Here is a 22,764-nt window from a genome sequence, read left to right as displayed (position 1 = left end):
AGATGAGCGTACGCTCATCTTTTTACATACCAGCTTTGATAATTTTTTTCTCTGCCATTGTTTTACGAAGGGCTAACATAGCGGTATAAGTTGATAATATATATACCTTCTTAGTTGGCAATTTACTAATTTCATCAAGTAAAGATTCATTGTCAGTAACTGTGGTCATCATTGCCGGATTGAATCCTGCTACTTCCAATCTGAATCCCATATCGTGCCAACGCTGACCACCAACTAAGATTTTTTGAATTTTAGCTTTATTAAGTCCCTCGTAGTCTGCATCCCAGATCCAGGAAGTGTCAATTCCATCAGCATGGTTAGCATTTAAGAGTGTTACTAATGAATAACTATCCTTTTCAGTATTAAGCATGTGCAACACTTCATCTAAGCCAACTGGATTCTTAACTAAGATTAAGTCTATTTCTTTACCAGAATAGTTAATTAACTCTTGGCGCCCAAAAATACGCTTATTTTTTTCAAAACTTTGTGCAACCTCATCTTCGCTTAATCCCAATTCACGTGCAACTGTATAAGCTGCTAGGGCGTTGTAGATATTATAGGTTCCACCAATACCAATTGAATATTCTTTATTACCCATTTGGAACTTTAAGCTATTGGGAGTTTGTTCAATAATTTTATTTACAGTGTAGTCTAAGTGTGGCCTGTGGTAGCCACAGTTGGTACAGAAGAAGTCTCCTAAGTTTGCATAAATTCTTTCATGATAGTGCAGAATATGATCACATTTAGGACACAATACGCCATCGGTATTAACTGGAGCTTTGAAGTCATTTTTTGCCTTATCATTAGATAAGTTAAAGCCATAAAAAATCTTTTTATTAGGTAAGTCAACTGATGAGAAGATGCTGGCGTCACCGTTTGCAATAATAGTAGCATCTGGTGCTAGTTTAATACCATTAATAATTTTTTCGTAAGTGGTGTATATTTCGCCATAACGATCCATTTGATCTCTAAAAATATTCGTTAAGACAAAGTATTTTGGATGGAGTAATTTAGTAACCATCTTGACATTAGCTTCATCAACTTCTAGGACAGCAATTTTCTTTTTAGCTTTTTTATTTTTATGTGCTAAAAAGGCTGTTACAATTCCTTGTTGCATATTGCTTCCAGATGGATTAGTTAGAATATCACCATATTTTTTCTTTAAGGCTTCAACAATTAAAGCGGTAGTCATAGTCTTACCATTAGTACCAGTAACAATAATAGTTTCGTAGCCTTTAGATAGAGAATTTAAAACTTGAGGATCAATTTTCATGGCAAATTTACCCGGAAAACTTGTCCCACCTTTTAACACGTTATGTAAGAACCAATATGAAGACTTACCACCAATAGTGGCAATACTTGATTTAAAACTCATTTTCATCCCTCACTTTAAAACTAGTTTTAACTATAGCATATAGATTAAGATAAAACGACTTTTTTCTATTTTCTATGCATAAAATTATATTTTCTACTATACTTATTAAGCAGGAATTTTGAAAAGAAGGGGAAATAAATATGGCTCAATTGTTTTTTAGATATGGTGCAATGAGTAGCGGCAAGACGATTGAAATTCTTAAGGTGGCTCATAATTATGAAGCTCAAGGAAGAAAGATTGTCCTGATGACTAGTGGCTTAGATAACCGCAGCGGTGTCGGAACTGTTGCTTCTAGAATCGGATTACACCGCAAGGCTACTCCAATTGAAGACGATCTGAATCTTTTTGATTATGTTAAAAATGCTAACCAAAAAGATATTGCTGCTGGTGATGGTAAGATAGCATGTGTTTTAATTGATGAAGCTCAATTTTTAAAAAGACATCACGTGCTAGAATGCGCTAAAATTGTAGATGAATTAAAAATACCGGTAATGACATTTGGATTAAAGAATGATTTTCAAAATCATTTATTTGAAGGTAGTGAAAATCTGCTGATTTTTGCTGATAAGATAGAAGAAATGAAAACTATTTGTCATTATTGTGGTCATAAGGCTACAATGAATTTAAGAATTAGCGATGGAACTCCAGTGTATGAGGGGAAACAAGTACAGATTGGTGGAGATGAATCATATTATCCAGTTTGTCGTTTTCATTATTTTCATCCAGGTGAAGAAAGAAATTAAAAGCTAGATAAGGAAAGGAATAGTTAATAGATGGATAAAGTCATGGCTCGATTGGAAGGGTTAGTAGCTCATTATGAAGAACTTCAGGAAATGATGGCTGACCCTGAAGTCATTAATGATACTAAGCGCTATATGGAGATTTCTAAAGAAGAAGCTGATATGCGTGAAGTTGTGCAAAAATACCGCAAGTATAAAGCTGACCAAAAAGAAATCAGTGACAATAAAGATATCATTTCTAATGAATCAGATAGCGATTTAGTTGAGATGGCTAAAGAAGAGAATTCTGAATTAGAAAAAGAAGTTGCTGAACTTGAAGAAGATATTAAGATTTTGATGCTGCCTAAAGATCCTAATGACGATAAAGACATCATTATGGAAATTCGCGGTGCTGCTGGTGGGGATGAAGCGTCTTTATTTGCGGGCGACTTACTCAGAATGTATCAAAAATACGCTGAAACTCAAGGTTGGAATGTATCTATGATTGATTCAGAGCCAACTGAAGTTGGTGGATATAAGCACGTTGCAATCATGATTACTGGTGATAAAGTTTATTCAAAATTAAAGTATGAAAATGGTGCTCACCGTGTACAACGAATCCCTGTAACTGAATCGCAAGGTCGTGTTCATACTTCAACGGCTACAGTAGCGGTTATGCCTGAATATGAACAAGTAGATATTGATATTGACCCTAAGGATATTCGTGTTGATGTTTATCGTTCATCTGGTGCTGGTGGTCAGCACATCAATAAGACTTCTAGTGCTGTTAGAATGACACACTTGCCAACTGGAATTGTAGTTGCAATGCAAGACCAAAGATCACAACAACAAAACCGTGAAAAGGCTATGCAGATCTTGAAGTCACGTGTTTATGACTACTATGAAAGCCAAAACCAAGCTGAATATGATGCTAACCGTAAAAATGCTGTCGGTACTGGTGACCGTTCGGAGAGAATTAGAACATACAATTACCCTCAAAATCGTGTTACTGATCATCGCATTGGCTTGACTTTGAATAAGTTGGATCGAATCATGAATGGCGAACTTGATGAAATTATCAATGCACTGGTTCTTTACTACCAAACACAACAATTAGAGAAGATGGCTGAAGAAAATGCCTAAAACACTAGAAGAAATCAAAAAGAAAACTTTAAATGATGATCCTCAACTTCTTAGTGAAGATGTAGATTATGTTTTAGGTGAGCGACTAGGCTATACTCCAAGTCAATTTCAACTGCATCTTAAGGATGAGTTAACCCCTGAACAGCAAAAACAAGCTCAAAAAGACATGAAAAAATTATTGCTGGGTAATTCCCCACAATATATTTTGGGCTATGCTTGGTTTTTAGGTTATAAGATTTTAGTAGAGAAGGGTGTATTGATTCCCCGCTTTGAAACTGAAGAGTTAGTTCAGTGGGCTTTAGAGAATATTAAAGATAGTGATACTGTCTTAGATTTAGGTACTGGTTCAGGTGCAATTATGACAGCCCTAGCTAGTGAAGCTAAGAAGCGAGGTATTAAAGATCTGAATCTTTATGCAAGTGATATTACTGACAAGGCTTTGCTAATAAGTGAAGAAAACTTTTTGAAGTATGATTTAGATGTCACTACTAGAAAGGCTGATGTATTAGTAGGCTTGGCTAAGTTTGACTTAATTGTTTCTAATCCGCCTTACATTAAGCTTAGTGAGAAGTCATTAATGGATCAAAATGTCATCAATAATGAGCCTGATGAAGCTCTTTATGGTGGAGAAGATGGGTTAGACTTTTATCGTAAGTTTGTCAAGCAAGTTAGAGATCACTTAAATTCTCAAGGTCAATTCTTTATGGAATTTGGCTTTAGTGAAAAAGCAGCTTTACAGCAGCTATTCGCAAATGAGTTGCCAGATTTTGAGATTGAGTTTAGGGATGATATTGCTGGTAAGCCTCGTATGATACATGGAAAGTGGGAGAAGTAATGGAAACTAAAATTTTTAAAAAAGAAGAAATTCCAGAAGCAGTTACTCTTTTAAAAGCAGGAAAACTAGTTGCTTTCCCAACAGAAACTGTGTATGGCCTAGGTGCTTTAGCCACAAATGAAAAAGCTGTAAAAGGTGTTTATGAAGCTAAAGGGCGTCCAAGTGACAATCCGCTGATTGTAACTGTATCTGATGAAAAGATGATGTCGCGCTTCGTTGACCAAGTACCAGAAAAAGCTAAAAAGTTGATTAAACACTTTTGGCCTGGTCCATTAACGATTATCTTATTTGTCAAAAAAGATTCTCTACCAACTGCAGTTACAGGAGGACTTCCTACGGCAGCCTTTAGGTGTCCTAATGATGAATTAACACATGAACTAATTTCTAAATTAGGAGATCCAATTGTTGGCCCATCTGCCAATACTTCTACTAAGCCAAGCCCTACTACCGCCCAGCACGTGTATCATGATTTAAATGGTAAAATTGCAGGGATTATTGACAATGGTCCAACCGAGATTGGATTGGAGTCAACCATTGTTGACTTATCAGTTGATCAGCCGATAGTTTTGCGTCCGGGTGAGATAACTCCCCAAGAAATTGCGCAAGTTTTAGGCCAAGAAGTTTTGATGAATAAAGGGACAACCCAAACCAAAGGTATACCCAAGGCTCCAGGAATGAAATACCGCCATTATGCGCCAAGTGCCCCAGTTTATATTGTTGATAAGGAAGAAGACTTTCAAAAGATTCCACAAGGTCCTAATATTGGTGTAGCTGCCCTTAATCCAGTGCTAGCTAAAATCAATAGTGATAATAAATTTAATTTGGGAGATTCAATTGATGAAGCTGCCCATAACCTTTTTGGTGCATTGAGATTTTTTGATAATGAAAATCACATTCATGAAATTTATGTCCAGGGTTTTAGCAAGGGGAATATTAGTGCAGCTTATATGAATCGACTTAATAAGTCGGCAGCTGGACATCATTTTTTAGCTAAATAATCTTAATTAAAAGCGAGCATTAAAAAAACTCGCTTTTTTTAATGCGAAAACATATTTTATCGCAACATTACACAAAAACTCTGCTAAAATAGTCAACGAAGTATTATTTAAAAAATAGGAGGCCATTATGGGAAAGTTTACTGTTTTGAATCACCCGTTGATCCAACATAAGTTAACGATCATTCGTAAAAAAGACACTGGTACTAACGAATTTAGACAAATTGTTGGTGAAATTGGTGGCTTAATGGTTTATGAAATGACACGTGATTTACCATTGAAGAACGTGGAGATTGAAACACCTATTGGTAAATCAACACAAAAGGAGCTAGCTGGTAAAAAGTTAGTTATCGTTCCAATTTTACGTGCTGGTCTTGGTATGGTAGATGGCGTTTTACAAATGATTCCATCTGCTAAGGTTGGACACATTGGTATGTATCGTGATGAAGAAACATTGAAACCACATGAATATTTCTTCAAGATGCCACCTGACATTGAAGAACGTGAATGTATAGTCGTTGATCCGATGCTTGCTACCGGTGGTTCTGCTAATATGGCTATCGAAGCTCTTAAAAAGCGTGGCGCTAAGAATATTCGATTAGCTGTTTTAGTTGCAGCACCTGAAGGTGTTAAGGCTGTTCAAGAAGCTAATCCTGATGTAGATATCTATGCTGCTGCTGAAGATGAAAAATTAATGGCAAACGGTTACATTTACCCAGGCTTGGGAGATGCCGGTGATCGCCTATTTGGCACTAAATAAAAAGTACTCAAAAAAGCTTTGAATTTGTGAAATTTGGGTGTTATGATTTTAAATGTGTTTGAGGTATTCAGCACAAGAAGGGAGGTCACGAAGTGAGTGAGAAACCTGTTATCGTTAATTTCCTAGGCTTGAATTTCAATCTTACTAACTGCTTAGGTGGTACGTTAATGGCAATTGCGGTGTTTGCTTTGGTTTATTATCTTTCACGTAGAATTACGTTGAAGCCTAATAAGAAGCAAAACCTACTTGAGTATTTAATCGAGTTTACCAACAATATCGTTAAAGATAATGTTGAGGATGAAGATGCTCAAAAGCACTTGTCTTTGTACGCTTTCACACTATTTTTGTTCATCTTTATGATGAACCAGTTAGGATTGTTTCTTGAGTTTACAGTTAACGAACATGTCCTTGTCAAATCCCCAACCGCCGATCCATTGATTACTATGACTATGGCAATGATGACATTGCTTTTATCATTTAACTTTGGTGTTCGTAAGTTTGGGTTTAGAGGTTATATGAGTAATTATGCAAGACCTGTTGGATTCTTGCTTCCAATTAACTTAATCGAAGAGTTTACTAACTTCTTGACATTGTCGTTACGTCTTTATGGTAATATTTATGCCGGTGAAGTTTTGTTAACCTTAATTGGAGGTCGCTTAGCAAAAAGTGGAGGTCTTTGGACGATCATCGCTTCGGCACCATTAACACTTATTTGGCAAGGCTTCTCTGTCTTTATTGGCTCTATCCAGGCATATGTATTCGTAACTTTATCTATGGTTTATATTGGTAATAAGGTTACACAAGAATAATTTACGGAGGTTTTTATATGAAGTATTTAGCTGCCGCAATTGCCGCTGGTTTAGCTGCCTTAGCAGCTTCCTACGGTAACGGGAAAGTTATTTCAAAAACTATTGAAGGTATGGCAAGACAACCTGAAGCTTCAGGTAATTTAAGAACTACTATGTTTATCGGTGTTGGTTTGATCGAAGCCGTTCCTATCTTATCAATCGTTATTGGTTTCTTAATTCTTTTCTTAAAGTAATTCGCGTTTTAAATTTATTCGTAATTACTAGAAAGAAGGGTAAGACATGCAATTTATGTTTGCAGCCTTGAAGTTAGGTATAGGTGATATGATTTATTACCTTGTCATCTTTGCTATTCTTCTGTTGGCAGTTAAGCATTTTGCTTGGGGACCAGTTACTGATATGATGGAAAAACGTCGTAAGAAGATAACTGATGATATCGAACAAGCAGAAAGCAACCGCAAGAAAGCGGAAATTTTAGCTAATCAAAGAGAAGCAGAGTTGAAAGACTCTAAACAAGAGGCAACACAAATTCTTTCTACTGCAAAGAGTAATGCAGAGAAGACGAAGCAATCTATTATTAATGATGCGGATTCTGAAGCTGCTGCTATTAGAAAAAAGGCCAATGCCGATGCTGTTCAAGCTAAGAAAGATGCCTTGAACGAAGCACGTGATCAAGTAGCTGACTTATCAGTAGCGATTGCTGAAAAGGTAATTGCTAAAAGTTTATCTGCTGAAGATCAAAAGGACTTGGTAGATCAATTTATCAAGGGGCTGAATGACTAATGTCTTTAAGTAGAGAAGAAATCGCTGCTAGATATAGTAAGGCTTTATTTGCATATGCTGAAGACGCTAACGAGCTTGAAGAAGTTCATTCAGAAATGAATGTTTTACTTCAAGTGGTAAATGAAAATCCTGACATGCTTCGCTTGTTGGCTGATCCGATTTTACCTAAAAATGAAAAAGAGAGTTTTTTAAATACTTTTTCTCAAAGTTTATCTGCTGAAAGTAGGAATTTCTTAGAATTTTTGCTCCAATATGATAGATTTGCAGAATTTGTTGTTATAGTTGAAGCTTTTGATCAACTATACAATAAGTATAGAAACATCGCTGAAGGTACAGTTATAAGTGCTGTGAAGTTAGGCGATGAAGAACTCCAAAAGATTAGCAAAGCATATGCTAAAAAGTATGGATTGAATGATTTGATCCTTACTGATGAAGTTGACCCTAATATCTTAGGAGGCGTAATCCTCAGAGTTGAGGATCGCATAATTGACGGTTCTATTAGAACTAAATTGCAACAAATTCGTGAGCAATTAATAAATAATTAATTATAAAAGAGGTGAAACCATTGAGCATTAAAGCAGAAGAAATTAGTGCTTTGATCAAACAACAACTTGAAAAATACGACGATAAGCTCAACGTTGACGAAGTGGGTACTGTTACTTATGTTGGTGATGGTATTGCCAGAGCTCATGGCTTAAACGATGTACTTTCAAGTGAATTGTTACAATTTTCTAACGGTTCATATGGTATTGCCCAAAACCTTGAAGCTAATGATGTTGGTATCATTATTTTAGGTAGATTTGACAATATTCGTGAAGGTGACCAAGTGAAACGTACTGGTCGAATCATGGAAGTTCCTGTTGGAGATGCTATGATCGGTCGTGTCGTAAATCCTTTAGGTCAAGCTGTTGACGGTTTAGGTGAAATCAAGACTGATAAAACTAGACCTATTGAAAGTAAAGCTCCTGGTGTTATGGATAGACAATCCGTAAACCAACCTTTACAAACTGGTATCAAAGCAATCGATGCTTTAGTTCCAATTGGTCGAGGACAACGTGAATTAATTATCGGTGACCGTAAGACTGGTAAGACAGCCTTAGCATTGGACACTATCATCAACCAAAAGGGTAAAGATGTAATTTGTATTTACGTTGCCATTGGACAAAAGGAATCAACAGTTAAGAATTCTGTTGAAACCTTAAAGCGTTTTGGTGCCATGGACTATACAATCGTTGTAGAAGCAGGTCCTAGTGAACCAGCACCAATGCTTTATATTGCCCCATATGCAGGTACTGCTATGGGTGAAGAGTTTATGTACAATGGTAAGGATGTTTTGATTGTCTTTGACGATCTAAGCAAGCAAGCTGTTGCTTACCGTGAACTTTCCTTGCTTCTTCGTCGTCCGCCTGGTCGTGAAGCTTACCCAGGTGACGTATTCTACTTACACTCACGTTTATTGGAACGTAGTGCTAAGTTAAGTGCTAAGCTTGGTGGCGGTTCAATGACTGCTTTACCATTTATTCAAACGCAAGCTGGGGATATTTCTGCATATATCCCAACTAACGTTATTTCTATCACTGATGGTCAGATTTTCTTGGAAGCAGATTTATTCTTTGCTGGAACACGTCCTGCTATCAATGCCGGTGAATCTGTTTCTCGTGTTGGTGGTAGTGCGCAGATCAAGGCTATGAAGAAAGTTGCTGGTACCTTGCGTGTTGATTTAGCTTCATATCGTGAGCTGGAAAGCTTCGCTCAATTTGGTAGTGACTTAGACCAAGCTACTCAAGCTAAATTAAATCGTGGTCGCCGTACTGTTGAAGTATTGAAGCAGCCACTTCATAAGCCACTTCCTGTTGAAGACGAAGTTTTGATACTTTATGCTTTGACTCACGGCTTTATTGATTCAATTCCTGTTCCCGATATTCAACGTTATGAGCTTGAATTATATGATTACTTTGCAAGTAATCATGATGACTTGCTTGACGTTATCCGTAAGACAGGTGAGTTACCTGATGAAGATAAGCTAAAAGAAGCATTGAAGAACTTCAACGAAGGTTTTACAATCACTAAAAATTAGAAGAGGAGGTTTTTTCATTGGCAGAATCTCTCCTTGAACTAAAGAAAAAGATTGCTTCAATCCAAAAAACTGGTCAAATAACTGAAGCCATGAGAATGGTTTCTGGAGTTAAGCTTAATCAAACTGAAAAATTGGACCAAGGCTACACTGTTTATAATGATAAGATCAGGACAACTGTTTCTCACTTAATGAGTTCTCAGATTTTGAGCAAACTTTCGAGTTCTGAAATGGATTCAGAGAGTTTTAGCTCGATGGACTATTCCGATATTTTTAATTTGGGAACTTTAACATCATTAATTCAGCCTCGCAAGAAAATAAAATCTACTGGTTATTTAGTAATTAGTGGTGACAGGGGATTAGTAGGTTCTTATAACAGCCAAGTCATTAAAAATATGATGAGTATTTTTAAAGATTCTGAAGCTGAGAATAAGGATGTCAAGATTTTAACTGTGGGTAGCGTTGCTGCTCAATTTTTCAAAAAACAAAATCTTAATGTGGTTTATGAATATAGCGGTATTAATGATGTCCCAAGTTATGATCAAGTTAAAGATGTCATTGAAACTGTTGTAAAGATGTACCTCAATGGTGTTTATGATGAACTATATGTTTGTTATACTCACCATGTAAATACATTAACTTCAGCATTTCGTGTTGAAAAGATGTTGCCAATTTCTGATATTGACATTAATCATGAAGACACTATGCCTAAAGATTATTTAATTGAGCCCAATATAGATTCTGTGTTGAAAGCTATTTTGCCACAATTTGCTAAATCTATGATTTTTGGCGCTATTTTGGATGCTAAAACTGCAGAACATGCCAGTTCAATGACGGCAATGCAAAGTGCGTCTAAAAATGCAGATGATGTGGTTTCTGGTTTGAAGATAAAATTAAATAGAGCTAGACAGGCACAAATTACTACCGAAATTACCGAAATTATCGGTGGTGCTAATGCCTTAGAATAACAATAGAAAAGGAGGTAGATGTTTTTGAGCAAAGGCGAAATTGTTCAAGTTATTGGACCAGTCGTTGACGTAGAATTTCCAATCGGTAAAGACTTACCTGATATTAATAACGCTTTGCGTGTGGTAAATAATAGCGGCAAGACTATCATTCTTGAAGTAACACTTGAACTTGGTGATGGCGTTTTAAGAACAATCTCAATGGACTCTACCGACGGTTTGAGACGTGGTATGGAAGTTGAAGATACTAAAGCTCCAATTTCTGTACCTGTTGGTAAAGCTACATTAGGTCGTGTGTTCAATGTTTTGGGAGACCCTATCGATGGTGGTCCAGCATTGCCTGACGATATTGAACGCGACAGCATCCACAAGAGTGCTCCTAAGTATGATGAACTAAGCACTAGTGAAGAAATTCTTGAAACTGGTATCAAAGTTATCGACTTACTCGAACCTTATGTTCGTGGTGGTAAAGTTGGTTTGTTTGGTGGTGCCGGTGTTGGTAAGACTACTATTATCCAAGAATTAATCCACAATATCGCTCAAGAACACGGTGGTATATCAGTATTTACCGGTGTTGGTGAAAGAACTCGTGAAGGGAACGACCTTTACTTTGAAATGAAAGCATCTGGCGTTTTAGCCAAGACAGCTATGGTATTTGGTCAAATGAATGAGCCACCTGGTGCCAGAATGCGCGTTGCCTTAACTGGTTTGACAATTGCAGAGTACTTCCGTGATGTTGAGGGCTTAGACGTATTGCTCTTTATTGATAACATCTTCCGTTTCACTCAGGCTGGTTCAGAAGTTTCAGCACTTCTTGGACGTATGCCAAGTGCCGTTGGGTATCAGCCAACTTTAGCTACTGAAATGGGTCAATTACAAGAAAGAATTACTTCTACTAAGAAGGGTTCTATTACTTCTATCCAAGCGGTTTATGTGCCTGCTGACGACTATACTGACCCAGCTCCAGCTACTACTTTTGCACACTTGGATGCAACCACTAACTTGGAACGTAGTTTAGTTGATAAGGGTATTTATCCAGCTGTTGATCCTTTGGAATCAACTTCTAGTGCATTGGATCCAGAAGTTGTTGGTGAAGACCACTACCAAGTCGCTGTACAAGTTCAGCACATTTTACAACGTTACCAAGAATTACAAGATATTATTTCTGTTTTAGGTATGGATGAATTATCAGACGATGAGAAGCTAATTGTTTCTCGCGCAAGAAGAATTCAATTTTTCCTATCTCAGAACTTCTTTGTTGCGGAGCAGTTTACTGGTGTACCTGGTTCATATGTTCCAATCAAGGAAACTATCAAAGGCTTTAAGATGATTATCGACGGTAAGTTAGATGATCTTCCTGAAGATGCATTCCGTAACGTTGGTCCAATTGAGGATGTTATTAAGAAGGCTAAGGAAATGGGTGTAACTCCTAAGAATCCTGAAGCTAAAGCAATGTTAGAAGAAGCAAAGTAGGGTGATGCGCGATGGCAGAACCAGATAAACTTTTAACAGTAAGCGTCGTAACACCTGATGGCGAAATTTATTCACATCGTGCTAAGATGTTGGAAATGCGTGCAATTGATGGTGATCTTACAATTATGCATGATCACTTGCCAATTGTCGTACCACTAACTATTGGCGAAGTGAAAGTCAAGCGTGGTCATGACATGAATGATCGCATAGACCATATTGCGGTCAATGGTGGTTATGTAGAATTTTCTGATAATGTAGCTACCATTATTGCCGATAGTGCTGAAAGAGCTCGAAATATTGATGTTCAACGTGCTCAATCAGCTAAGGAACGTGCACAAGAACATATGCGCGAAGCAGAAGCCAAGCACAATGATAGAGAATATCTTGAAGCTCAAATTGCTTTACGTCGTGCCGTTAACAGATTAAATGTTCATGATAATTACGGTAAGTAATATAATTAAAGGGCGGACTTTAAGTCGGCCCTTTTTTATGTAATAAATGGAGTAAAAATGAAACAAGTTGGAGCACATGCTTTAGTTAGTATAATTACGTATTTGATAACTATTGGTATTTCCTTTAGAATTGTAAAGTCTTTACGAGTTGATAAATTCTTTAGAAAGGGTCATACTTTTGAAATTCAGGCATTTTTATTATTTTTAGCAATTGCATTAGGATACTTAGTAGCTCAATTTTTGTTAGCATTGATAGATCAATCAATTGCCTTAAAACTATTGTTTTAGAAAATATTAAGAATAGCTAAGTTAATGGTAATTCTTAAAGTAATCGCACTTTTGTGTTACAATTTTTATTGATTAAATACTGGAGGCACAAACGTGGCAAGAGATATAGGAATCGATTTAGGAACAGCTAATGTACTGATTAACTTATCAGGTAAAGGAATAGTTTTAAACGAACCGTCTGTTGTAGCTGTAGATACTAATACCGATAAAGTTGTCGCAGTGGGAACTGACGCCTATGAGATGGTAGGACGTACCCCTGGGAATATTCGTGTAATTCGCCCACTTAAGAATGGTGTTATTGCGGATTTTGATATTACAGAAGAAATGTTAAGTTATTTCATTGAAAAATTAAATGTTAAAGGTTTTATGTCTAAACCTAATATTTTAATTTGTGCACCAACTGGAATAACTTCAATTGAACAAAAAGCAATAATTCAAGCTGCGGAGAAGTCTGGTGGAGGTCAAGTTTATCTTGACTTTGAACCTAAAGTTGCAGCTGTTGGTGCAGGGCTAGATATATTTAAGCCCCAAGGTAATATGGTAATTGATATTGGTGGTGGTACTACCGACATTGCTATTTTATCTATGGGAGAGATTGTAACTTCCCGCTCATTACAATGGGCAGGAGATGCAATGAGTAGAGCAATTATCAGCTATATTAAAAATGAGAAGAATCTGCTAATTGGTCAGAGAACCGCAGAACAAATTAAAATTCAAATTGGGGCTGCATTTAAGCCTGACCCTGATAAGTCGATGACTGTTAGAGGTCGTGATATTGTTGATGGCTTACCTAAGCAAATTACAATTACTGCTCCAGAAATTCAGGTTGCTTTGCAAGATGGATTAATGTCGATTGTAGCAGCCACAAAAGAAGTTCTAGAACAAACTCCGCCGGAACTCTCCGCTGATATTATTGATCGCGGTATTATGTTAACCGGTGGTGGGGCACTGCTTAGAAATATGGATAGTTTAATTACTTATTATCTTCAAGTTCCTGTTCTAACAGCAGATGATCCATTAGAAGCTGTAGCTTTAGGGACCGGAATTTTATTACAAAACATTGAACAACATACCAAGAAACGCTAATTATGGATAATAAAGTTTTTAATTCAGCTATTTTATTGAAACATTTAAAGCAAATAGGTAAAGTAATATTATATCTTTTGCTAGCCTTGATTATTGGTGCTTTTGTAGGCTGTGGAGTTGCAGGATCGAATCCGTTTGCGATATTCTTTCCTTCCACATGGGCTAAATTGTTTCAATTTTTAAGTTAAGATATTGTATAATGAAGAAGATTTTGATTGGCTTAGTTAGAATTTATCAGAAGATAATTTCACCAGCTCTACCACCATCATGTAGATATTATCCGACATGTTCGTCGTATATGATAACCGCATTGAAGAAGCATGGTGCTATTTTAGGGTTAATTATGGGAGTATCGCGTATTATTCGGTGTAATCCCTTTATTAGAGGTGGTGTGGATCCTGTTCCAGATAATTTTACTCTTAGGCGTAATCCTCATCCAGAACGTTATGAGGATCCAATAATTGCTGAAGCTTTTCACAAACACAAATAGGAGATATTATGTCGAGAAAACTTGAAAGTATTGATATTGAAGTAAATGAAAAAAAAGGTGTAGCTAATCCTACTTGGGAAGTAATTATTCCTGGTAAGCGTTCAATTGGTGTAATTGAACAAGTTGAGGAACGCTATCGTGCAGTATCTAGTAAGAATAAGCACAGTCTTTACTCTAAAACTCTAGAAAGTGCAATTAATGAATTACTTTCATACTTCACTTTACACGAAAAATAAAAATAATAAGTTAGGAATTATTCATGGCAAAAGTTGAAAAAAAAGCAGCTTGGTATGATCGAATTGCATGGGGCATAGCTATCCCAGTTGCAATACTAGCTGTTATTAGTTTATATGCAATTTGGGTTGCCGCAGCTAATGATTCCTCAGTGGGTTCACCAGTTAAGATGGTAGCTTCGCAAGCAATTTGGTATGTAATATCAGTTGTTTTAATTATTTTTGTGATGCAATTTGATGCAGATCAATTATATCGAGTCGCACCGATAGTTTACGGTGTGGGGATAGTACTTTTAATTGCTGTATTGTTTTTGTATAACCGAGAAACTTTTCAAAGTACAGGTGCTAAGAGTTGGTTTAAGCTAGGGCCACTAACGTTCCAACCATCAGAGATTATGAAGCCAGCATTTATCCTAATGTTGGCCCGTGTCGTTGAAAAGCATAATGCCTTGTACTCACATACAATCAAAAATGATTGGATTTTACTGGCAAAGATTGCCGCATGGTTGCTTCCAGTGGCAGTGTTACTGAAGTTGCAAAATGACTTTGGAACTATGCTGGTATTCTTTGCAATCGTAGTAGGAGTAATTTTAGTTTCAGGAATTTCTTGGAAGATTATTGTTCCAGTTGCAATAGTGGCTGCAGCTATTGGAGCTACTGCAATATTGCTTGTTACTACTGATTGGGGCCAAGTGGTTTTAGGCAATTTTGGCTTTAAGGCATATCAATTTCAAAGAATTAATTCATGGTTAAGACCTTATGCAGATACTTCATCTGGAGCCTACCAGTTATGGCAGAGTATGAAGGCTATTGGATCAGGTCAACTATTTGGTGCAGGTTTTGGTAAAGTAAGCGTCTATGTACCAGTTAGAACGTCAGATATGATATTCTCTGTCATTGCGGAATCGTTTGGTTTTGTAGGTAGTTGTGCCTTAATTTTGATTTACTTTTACTTAATTTATAAGATGGTAGATATTACCTTTGAAACTAGGAATGCCTTTTATTCTTATATTTCTACTGGTATCATCATGATGCTCTTATTCCATATTTTTGAAAATATTGGCATGGGTATTGATGTTTTACCATTAACAGGTATTCCGTTACCATTTGTTTCTCAAGGTGGATCGGCCTTATTAAGTAATATGGTAGGTGTAGGATTAATCCTATCAATGAAATGGCACCATAGAGATTATATGTTTAGTACCGCTGGTGACTTTTGATTAAATTAATAAAGCCTTTATAATATCATGATAGCAACTTATCTTTTAGATATGTTGCTTTTTATGTGGGAATAAAATACATTTTATGTAGAACTAGCTCAGAGACCAGAACTCCTGTCAGGAAAGTCTAAATAAAGACAAAAATACAGTAGAATTTTAACTTCTACTGTATTTTTTGTTTTTATTCTTGATTCTTTTGAATATCTGCTTTTTGAGCTTCAGGTTGACGAATTACCAGCACATCGTACTCTGAAGTTCTAGTTACGTATTCAGTGACACTACCAATCAATAATCTTTCGACTGCATTTAAACCGGTAGCACCCAGGATAATTAAATCTATATCATGTTTATCCGGGAAGGAATGAGCGATGATATTTTTAGGTGAACCAAATTCTATTGAATAGTTAACTTCTTTAACTCCAGTATCTAAAGCGCTTTGGTAATAGTCCTTAATCTTATCTTGAGCTTCTTTTGAAACTTGTTCAACCATTGCAGAATCGAAGCTAGAAACATCTTGGAATGCTCGTGTATCGACTACATGCAAGATTTCAAGCTTGGCTCCATTTCTCTTAGCAACTTCTACAGCTTTATTGAAGGCAACCTCAGCTTCTTTTGAGCCATCAACTGCAACTTGAATGTGTTTATATTGTTTTAACATGATGTTGACCACCTTTCTCACTTATATTTTACCAAAAATTGGGCAATTCAAACTAATTATTTAAATTAGTAAATCTGAAAGAAAAGATAGTCATAATTACAGCACTGATAAATAGGGTAATGAAATTATAATATTTACTTAGCGTGAATAAAATAATAACCCCAATAAATCCCATTATTATCAAGCTAATAGCGGTCGTTTTAATTAGTCTTTTTATCTTGTAGTTCTGACTAATATCAAAAATTATGAACTTCTCTTGGTTAAGGGCGAAGAAGTAATACCAAGCAGTTAAGAAAAGAAAAATAATAAATATAAGCATTAAAATCTTTACTGTCATAAAAATTCTCCAGATAAATTTGATATGAAAAAAGCGGCCGAAGCCGCTTTTTGAAATTCAAAAGAAATCTGAGTTGACGATTCGAATAATGACGCTTGTTGAACCCGCAGTGTTCAAAATTTGAACCTATGTCGCAGCGAATATGGATTCTAGAACTAGCTAGCATTCCGATTCGGTAGTTATTCATAAGTTCCAACGTCTATTGTTTGATCGGTCAACTTTATTATTAAACTTCACGATCAACTCAGACCATAATATATTTTAGCAAATTATGTCTTCTTGTCAATAAATTTAACCGTGGCTATTTTTTCTTAGACCATCGGACTGCATTTTTTTTAAGCTATGATATTGATTTTTAAGAGCTTGTTCGAATTTAGAGTTACCTTTAGGATTAAAGTAAGAAGAGCCTACTAAGTTAGTTGGCAAATACTGTTGTGGAATCCAATCATTAGGATAAGAGTGGGGATAAATGTAAGAAACACCATGATTTAATTTTTTAGCACCTAGATAGTGAGCATCTTTTAAGCTGTTGGGAATTGGATCATTCTTTTTATTTCTAACGTCATCAATTGCTTTATCAATTGCCGTAATTGCGCTATTACTTTTAGGAGATAAGCACAGTTCAATTACTGCGTTAGCTAAAGCAATCCTAGCTTCAGGCAGGCCAATGGTTTGGGAAGCCTGAATAGCAGTGATGGCGCGTTGACAAGCTGGTGGATTAGCTAAGCCAATATCTTCGTAAGCAATAACTGTAAGTCTGCGACAGATTGAGATCAAGTCGCCTGATTCACATAACTGTGCTAGATAATACAAAGCAGCATCAGTATCAGAGCCTCGAATTGATTTTTGAAAAGCAGATATCAAGTCGTAATGACTATCACCATGACTGTCATAATCTTGGCTTTTCATTTGCAAAGAATCAGCCATTTCAGTCTTGCTAATAGTAATTTTGCTTGTTTCTTTGCCAGCATTTTCTAATTCTTGCTTAGTAGAGACAACAGCTAATTCTAGCCCATTTAATGTTGATCGCAGATCGCCATTGCCTTTTTCAATTAAAATCTTACGCGCGTCGTCGGTAAGTTCAATATTATATTTTCCTAAGCCCTTGTCTTTATCTAAAAGAGCCCGATTGATTGCCTTGCTGACATCTGCTTCTGCTAAGCGCTGCAACTCAAAAATTTGACACCGTGACCGAATAGCAGGAGAGATAGAGATGTAAGGATTCTCTGTTGTAGCACCAATGAGGATAATCTGGCCTGATTCAAGTAAGGGGAGTAGGAAATCTTGCTTAATTTTATCTAAACGATGAATTTCGTCTAAAAGTAAGATAACAGTACCGCTCATCTTACCTTCTTCAGCTACAATTTGAAGGTCTTTTTTACTATCAGTGGCGGCATTTAACTTCCTAAAGGCGTATTTAGTCGAACCAGCAATTGCGCTGGCAATACTAGTCTTACCGATGCCAGGTGGTCCATATAAAATTATAGAGGACAGTAATTTGGCTTCGACCATACGACGAATAATTTTTCCAGGTCCTACGAGATGCTGCTGGCCAACAACTTCATCTAAATTCGTAGGCCGCATTCTATATGCTAATGGTTGCATGATTAATCTTTTTTACCAAATATTTTTTCTAATATGTTGTGTTTATGTTTCTTAGGCGCTGCTAGTTTTTCGGTAGGGAATTCAGGAGCATAGACCTGGTTAATTTCAATTCTCATTCTGTTAATAGCGCTTTGGGATACTACTAGAACACCGGTTGCATCAGGATCAGTTTGAGCAGTATTATCACTAACGATTGTAAATTTTTCGTTAAGTGAAGCACAATCACCCATTAATTTACTAATAAAGTTATTCTGGGGCATCTTTCCATTAATTAAGATAGTATAGTCTTGATAATCTTTAAGATGATCTAAGAATACTTTTTGCCATTTGTCTTGTTGAGTTTGTGCAACAGTCATCCTAACTAAAGCTCGTTCTCTCAATGAACCTAAGAATCGTCGCCTTTCATCAGGCTTAGTTTGTGGAACGCCTCCATTTAGAGATGCTTGCTCTAATCTTTGATTTAAATCTTCAGTCATAATTGTCACCTCTTATAAAATTATTACACTTACTAGTGTAACAATTTTAAGAAATTTTGGGCAAAAAAAAGCCCCACCCACAGGGAGGGACTTGTAATAGAAGCCAAAAAATTAAAGTTTCTTGTTGTACCATTCAACAACAAGGGCTTCGTCAATTTCAGGTTCCATTTCATCACGTTCTGGAAGACGTACTAAAGTACCAGTCATCTTACTTTCGTCAAATGATACGAATGCGGGACGAGCAGTAACTGCTTCAAGAGCATCCTTAACTTGTTGTAAGTTCTTTGATTTTTCTCTTAAGCTTACTTCGTCACCAGGCTTAACTTCGTAAGAAGGAATGTCAACACGTTTGCCGTTTACTAAGATGTGACCATGGTTAACAAGTTGACGAGCTTGTTCTCTAGTAACAGCCAATCCTAAACGATAAACGATATTGTCTAAACGACTTTCAAGTAAAGCCATAAAGTTAACACCGTGCTTACCTTCACGGATCTTACCAGCACGGATGAATAAGTTTTGGAATTGACGTTCGTTCAAGCCAAACATCCAACGTAACTTTTGCTTTTCTTTTAATTGTTGACCATATTCTGAAACCTTAGCACGATTATTAGGGCCATGATCACCAGGTGCATAGTTACGACGGCTAAGTTCCTTACCAGTACCGGAAAGAGAAATACCTAAACGTCTTGAACGCTTCCAACTTGGGCCAGTATATCTTGACATATAAAAAATCCTCCATAAAATATTACAAATTTCTGGAGTAAAATATAAGGAATAAGTTCAACATTCGTGCATCTTAAGTTGCATATTTCGCCCAGTGCAGCGGCGGGTTACTCGTTCACTAAACGTCTTAAGATGTTGACGTTCTTGTCACTTATTGCTGCAAATATTTTACACGTCGTCTATTATAGAGATAAAAGGTGCTTAAATCAAGTGAAACTATGTATTTTTTAAATACTTCTTAATCAATTTTTTTGCTATAATAAAATCAGAAAATTTGGAGGAAATTATGTCATCTGGACTATCAATAACAATTATAGTAATTATCATTGCGATTATTGTTGCTGTCACTACAGCAGTGGTAATTAATAAATCGAATACTAATAAGCTGGATAAAGTAGAACGAGATAGTGCTGATTTAAATGATGCATCTATTAAGGAAGATATTAAGCGCCTAGATAAGATGGATCTAGCTGGTAAAAGTCTTGCTACTTTTAATGAATGGAAGAAGACCTACGATAGTGTAGAAACACAAGATGTTGCTACATTACATCAATTGCTTGAACGCGGTGTTGCTGAGAATGCTCGCTATAGTTTATTTAAAGCTAAAAAGACAGCTAGCGAAGCCCAAGAACTTAGCTTACGTGCTCACAAAAATCTAAAAGAAAGCAAAAAAGTCTTCACTGAATTACTTGAATCAAATCATGATAATCAAGTTCAATATGCATCCTTGCTTAAAGAATATCAGGAGATGAGGAAGGAAGTATTAGCTAAGTCGTATAATTATGAAGTAGCACTTGATAAGATTGAAGATAAGCTCACTACAATGGAGAGTAAATTTGATTCAGTTAAAAATCTCTCTGCTCAAGGAGATCATGTCGAGGCCAAACGAGTATTGAATCAAATTGATGAAGAACTTAGGCTATTAAAGAAACAACTTCCTAAGATTAAAGAACTAGATAATGATTTAAAGAATACTTTTCCGGAACAATTAGAAGAAATCAATGATACTTATAAGAAGATGGTCAAGGAAAAGTATAAGATTAAGGAAGTAAATATCTTAGATGAAGTAAAGAATATCTACGATCAGATTGATAAGAATTTCACTACTTTGGGTGAGATGAACATTGACTCTGCGAATAAGAATAATGAGATTATAGCTAGTCAAATTGATAATTTATATAGCATCTTAACTAAGGAATTTAAGGCTAGGCCTTTCGTAGATAAGAACCAAGATAAGATAGTTGAGCTATTAGGACATAGTGCACATAATTCATCGCAGTTGGTAACTAAGCTGCAGCATATTGATGAAAGCTATGAGTTAACCCATGGTGAATTGCAAGAGGCAAAGACTTTAGAAAGTGAGGTCAACCACTTGAATGTAGAATTTGGCACAGATTGTCAAAAGATAGCTGACGGTGAGGGTGTATATTCAGAAATCCAAAACAAGTGGCTTGACTTGTTAAAGAAGTTGGAAGAGATTGATCAACGTGAAAAGCAAATTTCACAAGATGTTGATGGCTTATTTGATGCTGAAGCTGTTGCTAACGATTCGATTGAAAAGTTTAAGCAAGAAGTTTCATTAATTTATCGTAAATTGGAGAGAAGAAGCCTACCTGGAAAGCCAGAAAGCTTTGTACAAATGTATACTTTAGTTGTCAATGAGATAACCAAAACTAGTAATGAATTGAAACAAGTCAGAATAAATATGGAACATATTTCTGATGAATTAATTCAAATTCAAGAAGATATTGAACGTCTTAAAAAAGAAGCAGAAGAAATTTTAAGTTCTGCTGATTTGGTTGAATTGACAATGCAGTACTCCAATAAATTCTTAAATGATCCTGAAATTAAAAAAGCTCGTAAAGAAACTTATAATTTATACCAAAATGAATATGAATATCAAGAAGCTCTTGATACAATTGCTACTGCAATTGAAAAATCTGAACCGGGATCATTCCAACGACTTGAGCAAGAATACTATGCTGATAAAAAGGAAAGGGAACTTGCTGAGCAAGAGGATGATGAATAATTGAAATTTTTGCTTACTTAAGGTAAGATAAATTTATTGATTAAACGGTCATTTTTAATGACCGTTTTTTTGGAGGAAAGTGCATGATTTATTTTGATAACAGTGCAACTACTCAAATTTATCCTGAATCACTGGATACGTTTGATAAGGTTGCTACACAGATTTGGGGCAATCCTTCAAGTCTTCATAAGATGGGTGATCGTTCCCATCAGTTATTAGAAGCTTCTAGGAAGCAGATTGCTAATTTGCTTGGTGTTAAGCAAGATGAAATTTTCTTTACTTCAAGCGGCAGTGAATCTGATAACTGGGCAATTAAAGGGACAGCATTAGCTAAGAAGGATTTTGGCAATCATATTATTACGTCTAGCATTGAACATGCTGGTGTAGCTAATAGTGTACGTGCTCTAGAAAAGCAAGGCTTTCGTGTGACAATGTTACCAGTTGATAAGACTGGGCGGATTAACCCTGAGGATTTAAAGGCGGCACTGGATCGTGAAACTATTTTAGTTTCAATTATGGGCGTTAATAATGAGATCGGCTCAATTCAGCCTATTAAAGAAGTTAGTGAAATTCTAGCAGATTATCCTAATGTAACTTTCCATGTTGACAATGTTCAGGCACTTGGTAAGAATATCTGGGATGAAGTATTTACTCCTCGTGTTGACTTGATGAGTTTATCGGCTCATAAGTTCCACGCCCCTCGTGGCGTTGGTATCCTCTACAAAAAAGAAGGCAAGATGATTGATCCACTAATTGATGGTGGTGGTCAAGAGAAGGGGCTGCGTTCAAGTACTGAGAATTTAGCTGGAATTGCTGCAACTGCAAAGGCAATGCGCTTGTATCTTGAAGACGAAAAGAAAAACGCAGAAAAAGAGCTCGCTGTTAAGACTAAAATTATTAACTATTTAAAAGACAAGCCAGGTTTGCATATTTTTTCACCAATAAACGATAATTTTGTTCCGAGCATTCTTTGCTTGGGTATGGAAGGAATTCGTGGTGAGACACTAGTTCATACCTTAGAATCAAAGGATATTTTTGTTTCTACTACTAGTGCTTGTTCTTCAAGAAGCGGTATTGAAAGTGGTACCCTTAATTCAATGAAGGTACCTGATGATATTGCTACAGGTGCAATTCGTTTGAGCTTTGATCCAAGTAATACTGTTGAAGAAGCCGTACAATTTATTGAAGTATTTGATAAGATTTATAATCATTTTGCAAAGATTAATCATTTAAAGTAAG

General features: G+C 36.2%; 27 protein-coding genes. 21 read left to right on the top strand and 6 right to left on the bottom strand.

From position 1 onward, the window contains the following. Positions 1 to 22: 22 nt before the first annotated feature. Entirely contained in the window at positions 23 to 1,375 is a 1,353-nt protein-coding gene (locus tag J2Z60_RS05035) for a Mur ligase family protein (protein ID WP_209686588.1), read from the bottom strand. A 140-nt stretch (positions 1,376 to 1,515) separates the two neighbouring features. Here J2Z60_RS05035 and J2Z60_RS05030 point away from each other — a divergent pair, with 140 nt between their 5' ends. From J2Z60_RS05030 to J2Z60_RS04940, 19 genes are all read left to right on the top strand, one after another. Next, positions 1,516 to 2,118 (top strand): thymidine kinase, encoded by a 603-nt coding sequence (locus J2Z60_RS05030; RefSeq protein ID WP_209686587.1) that lies wholly within the window; start codon positions 1,516 to 1,518, stop codon positions 2,116 to 2,118. 30 nt (positions 2,119 to 2,148) lie between these two features. Continuing rightward, complete coding sequence (gene prfA, locus J2Z60_RS05025; protein ID WP_209686586.1) at positions 2,149 to 3,237, top strand: peptide chain release factor 1; 1,089 nt, start codon at positions 2,149 to 2,151, stop codon at positions 3,235 to 3,237. Then, a complete protein-coding gene (gene prmC / locus J2Z60_RS05020) occupies positions 3,230 to 4,072 on the top strand; it encodes a peptide chain release factor N(5)-glutamine methyltransferase (protein ID WP_209686585.1) in 843 nt (280 codons plus the stop codon). Before prfA ends, prmC begins: the two co-directional genes overlap by 8 nt. Then, on the top strand, positions 4,072 to 5,070 hold the full coding sequence (locus tag J2Z60_RS05015) for an L-threonylcarbamoyladenylate synthase (protein WP_209686584.1): 999 nt from the start codon (positions 4,072 to 4,074) through the stop codon (positions 5,068 to 5,070). The genes prmC and J2Z60_RS05015 overlap by 1 nt, the downstream gene beginning before the upstream one ends. A 127-nt stretch (positions 5,071 to 5,197) precedes the next feature. Beyond that, positions 5,198 to 5,827, top strand: a complete 630-nt coding sequence (upp, locus tag J2Z60_RS05010) for a uracil phosphoribosyltransferase (protein WP_209686583.1) — start codon at positions 5,198 to 5,200, stop codon at positions 5,825 to 5,827. A gap of 92 nt (positions 5,828 to 5,919) precedes the next feature. Further along, positions 5,920 to 6,636: a F0F1 ATP synthase subunit A gene (gene atpB, locus J2Z60_RS05005; protein WP_209686582.1), complete on the top strand. Its 717-nt coding sequence runs from the start codon at positions 5,920 to 5,922 to the stop codon at positions 6,634 to 6,636. 17 nt (positions 6,637 to 6,653) lie between these two features. Then, positions 6,654 to 6,869 carry a F0F1 ATP synthase subunit C gene (atpE, locus tag J2Z60_RS05000; RefSeq protein WP_209686581.1) on the top strand — a complete coding sequence of 72 codons (216 nt, stop codon included), beginning with the start codon at positions 6,654 to 6,656 and terminating at the stop codon, positions 6,867 to 6,869. Positions 6,870 to 6,915: 46 nt separating this feature from the next. Beyond that, positions 6,916 to 7,416, top strand: a complete 501-nt coding sequence (gene atpF / locus J2Z60_RS04995) for a F0F1 ATP synthase subunit B (protein WP_209686580.1) — start codon at positions 6,916 to 6,918, stop codon at positions 7,414 to 7,416. After that, positions 7,416 to 7,961, top strand: a complete 546-nt coding sequence (locus J2Z60_RS04990; RefSeq protein ID WP_209686579.1) for a F0F1 ATP synthase subunit delta — start codon at positions 7,416 to 7,418, stop codon at positions 7,959 to 7,961. Before atpF ends, J2Z60_RS04990 begins: the two co-directional genes overlap by 1 nt. 20 nt (positions 7,962 to 7,981) lie before the next feature. Continuing rightward, positions 7,982 to 9,493, top strand: a complete 1,512-nt coding sequence (gene atpA, locus J2Z60_RS04985) for a F0F1 ATP synthase subunit alpha (RefSeq protein ID WP_245328720.1) — start codon at positions 7,982 to 7,984, stop codon at positions 9,491 to 9,493. A 17-nt stretch (positions 9,494 to 9,510) separates the two neighbouring features. Continuing rightward, entirely contained in the window at positions 9,511 to 10,458 is a 948-nt protein-coding gene (locus tag J2Z60_RS04980; RefSeq protein ID WP_209686577.1) for a F0F1 ATP synthase subunit gamma, read from the top strand. Between the two features lie 24 nt (positions 10,459 to 10,482). Next, positions 10,483 to 11,928 (top strand): F0F1 ATP synthase subunit beta, encoded by a 1,446-nt coding sequence (atpD, locus tag J2Z60_RS04975; RefSeq protein WP_209686576.1) that lies wholly within the window; start codon positions 10,483 to 10,485, stop codon positions 11,926 to 11,928. A gap of 11 nt (positions 11,929 to 11,939) precedes the next feature. Then, the gene (locus J2Z60_RS04970) at positions 11,940 to 12,380 is read left to right on the top strand and encodes a F0F1 ATP synthase subunit epsilon (protein WP_209686575.1); all 441 of its coding nucleotides are present in this window, start codon (positions 11,940 to 11,942) and stop codon (positions 12,378 to 12,380) included. 57 nt (positions 12,381 to 12,437) lie between these two features. Then, positions 12,438 to 12,668, top strand: a complete 231-nt coding sequence (locus J2Z60_RS04965; protein ID WP_209686574.1) for a DUF1146 family protein — start codon at positions 12,438 to 12,440, stop codon at positions 12,666 to 12,668. 93 nt (positions 12,669 to 12,761) lie between these two features. Continuing rightward, a complete protein-coding gene (gene mreB, locus J2Z60_RS04960) occupies positions 12,762 to 13,754 on the top strand; it encodes a rod shape-determining protein (RefSeq protein ID WP_209686573.1) in 993 nt (330 codons plus the stop codon). 2 nt (positions 13,755 to 13,756) lie between these two features. Further along, positions 13,757 to 13,942, top strand: coding sequence for a DNA-directed RNA polymerase subunit beta (locus tag J2Z60_RS04955; protein WP_209686572.1), 186 nt, complete (start codon positions 13,757 to 13,759; stop codon positions 13,940 to 13,942). 11 nt (positions 13,943 to 13,953) lie between these two features. Beyond that, a complete protein-coding gene (gene yidD, locus J2Z60_RS04950) occupies positions 13,954 to 14,244 on the top strand; it encodes a membrane protein insertion efficiency factor YidD (protein ID WP_209686571.1) in 291 nt (96 codons plus the stop codon). Between the two features lie 8 nt (positions 14,245 to 14,252). Then, positions 14,253 to 14,480 (top strand): DUF2969 domain-containing protein, encoded by a 228-nt coding sequence (locus J2Z60_RS04945; RefSeq protein ID WP_209686570.1) that lies wholly within the window; start codon positions 14,253 to 14,255, stop codon positions 14,478 to 14,480. A 23-nt stretch (positions 14,481 to 14,503) separates the two neighbouring features. After that, positions 14,504 to 15,697: an FtsW/RodA/SpoVE family cell cycle protein gene (locus tag J2Z60_RS04940; protein ID WP_209686569.1), complete on the top strand. Its 1,194-nt coding sequence runs from the start codon at positions 14,504 to 14,506 to the stop codon at positions 15,695 to 15,697. A 181-nt stretch (positions 15,698 to 15,878) separates the two neighbouring features. Here the strand turns inward: J2Z60_RS04940 and J2Z60_RS04935 are convergent, their stop codons facing one another. From J2Z60_RS04935 to rpsD, 5 genes are all read right to left on the bottom strand, one after another. Beyond that, positions 15,879 to 16,355, bottom strand: coding sequence for a universal stress protein (locus J2Z60_RS04935; RefSeq protein WP_209686568.1), 477 nt, complete (start codon positions 16,353 to 16,355; stop codon positions 15,879 to 15,881). Between the two features lie 52 nt (positions 16,356 to 16,407). After that, entirely contained in the window at positions 16,408 to 16,692 is a 285-nt protein-coding gene (locus tag J2Z60_RS04930) for a hypothetical protein (RefSeq protein ID WP_209686567.1), read from the bottom strand. Between the two features lie 291 nt (positions 16,693 to 16,983). Beyond that, complete coding sequence (locus J2Z60_RS04925) at positions 16,984 to 18,297, bottom strand: replication-associated recombination protein A (protein WP_209686566.1); 1,314 nt, start codon at positions 18,295 to 18,297, stop codon at positions 16,984 to 16,986. A gap of 2 nt (positions 18,298 to 18,299) precedes the next feature. Then, positions 18,300 to 18,773: a YueI family protein gene (locus J2Z60_RS04920; RefSeq protein ID WP_209686565.1), complete on the bottom strand. Its 474-nt coding sequence runs from the start codon at positions 18,771 to 18,773 to the stop codon at positions 18,300 to 18,302. Between the two features lie 111 nt (positions 18,774 to 18,884). Further along, positions 18,885 to 19,496 (bottom strand): 30S ribosomal protein S4, encoded by a 612-nt coding sequence (gene rpsD, locus J2Z60_RS04915; RefSeq protein ID WP_209686564.1) that lies wholly within the window; start codon positions 19,494 to 19,496, stop codon positions 18,885 to 18,887. A 286-nt stretch (positions 19,497 to 19,782) separates the two neighbouring features. Here rpsD and ezrA point away from each other — a divergent pair, with 286 nt between their 5' ends. Both ezrA and J2Z60_RS04905 read left to right on the top strand, forming a co-directional pair. Beyond that, positions 19,783 to 21,525: a septation ring formation regulator EzrA gene (ezrA, locus tag J2Z60_RS04910; RefSeq protein ID WP_209686563.1), complete on the top strand. Its 1,743-nt coding sequence runs from the start codon at positions 19,783 to 19,785 to the stop codon at positions 21,523 to 21,525. A gap of 83 nt (positions 21,526 to 21,608) precedes the next feature. Continuing rightward, on the top strand, positions 21,609 to 22,763 hold the full coding sequence (locus J2Z60_RS04905) for a cysteine desulfurase family protein (RefSeq protein WP_209686562.1): 1,155 nt from the start codon (positions 21,609 to 21,611) through the stop codon (positions 22,761 to 22,763). Position 22,764: the final 1 nt, after the last annotated feature.

Origin of the sequence: Lactobacillus colini, assembly GCF_017874575.1 — a bacterium.
Taxonomy (GTDB): domain Bacteria; phylum Bacillota; class Bacilli; order Lactobacillales; family Lactobacillaceae; genus Lactobacillus; species Lactobacillus colini.
This window is presented reverse-complemented; position numbering and strand designations above follow the sequence as displayed.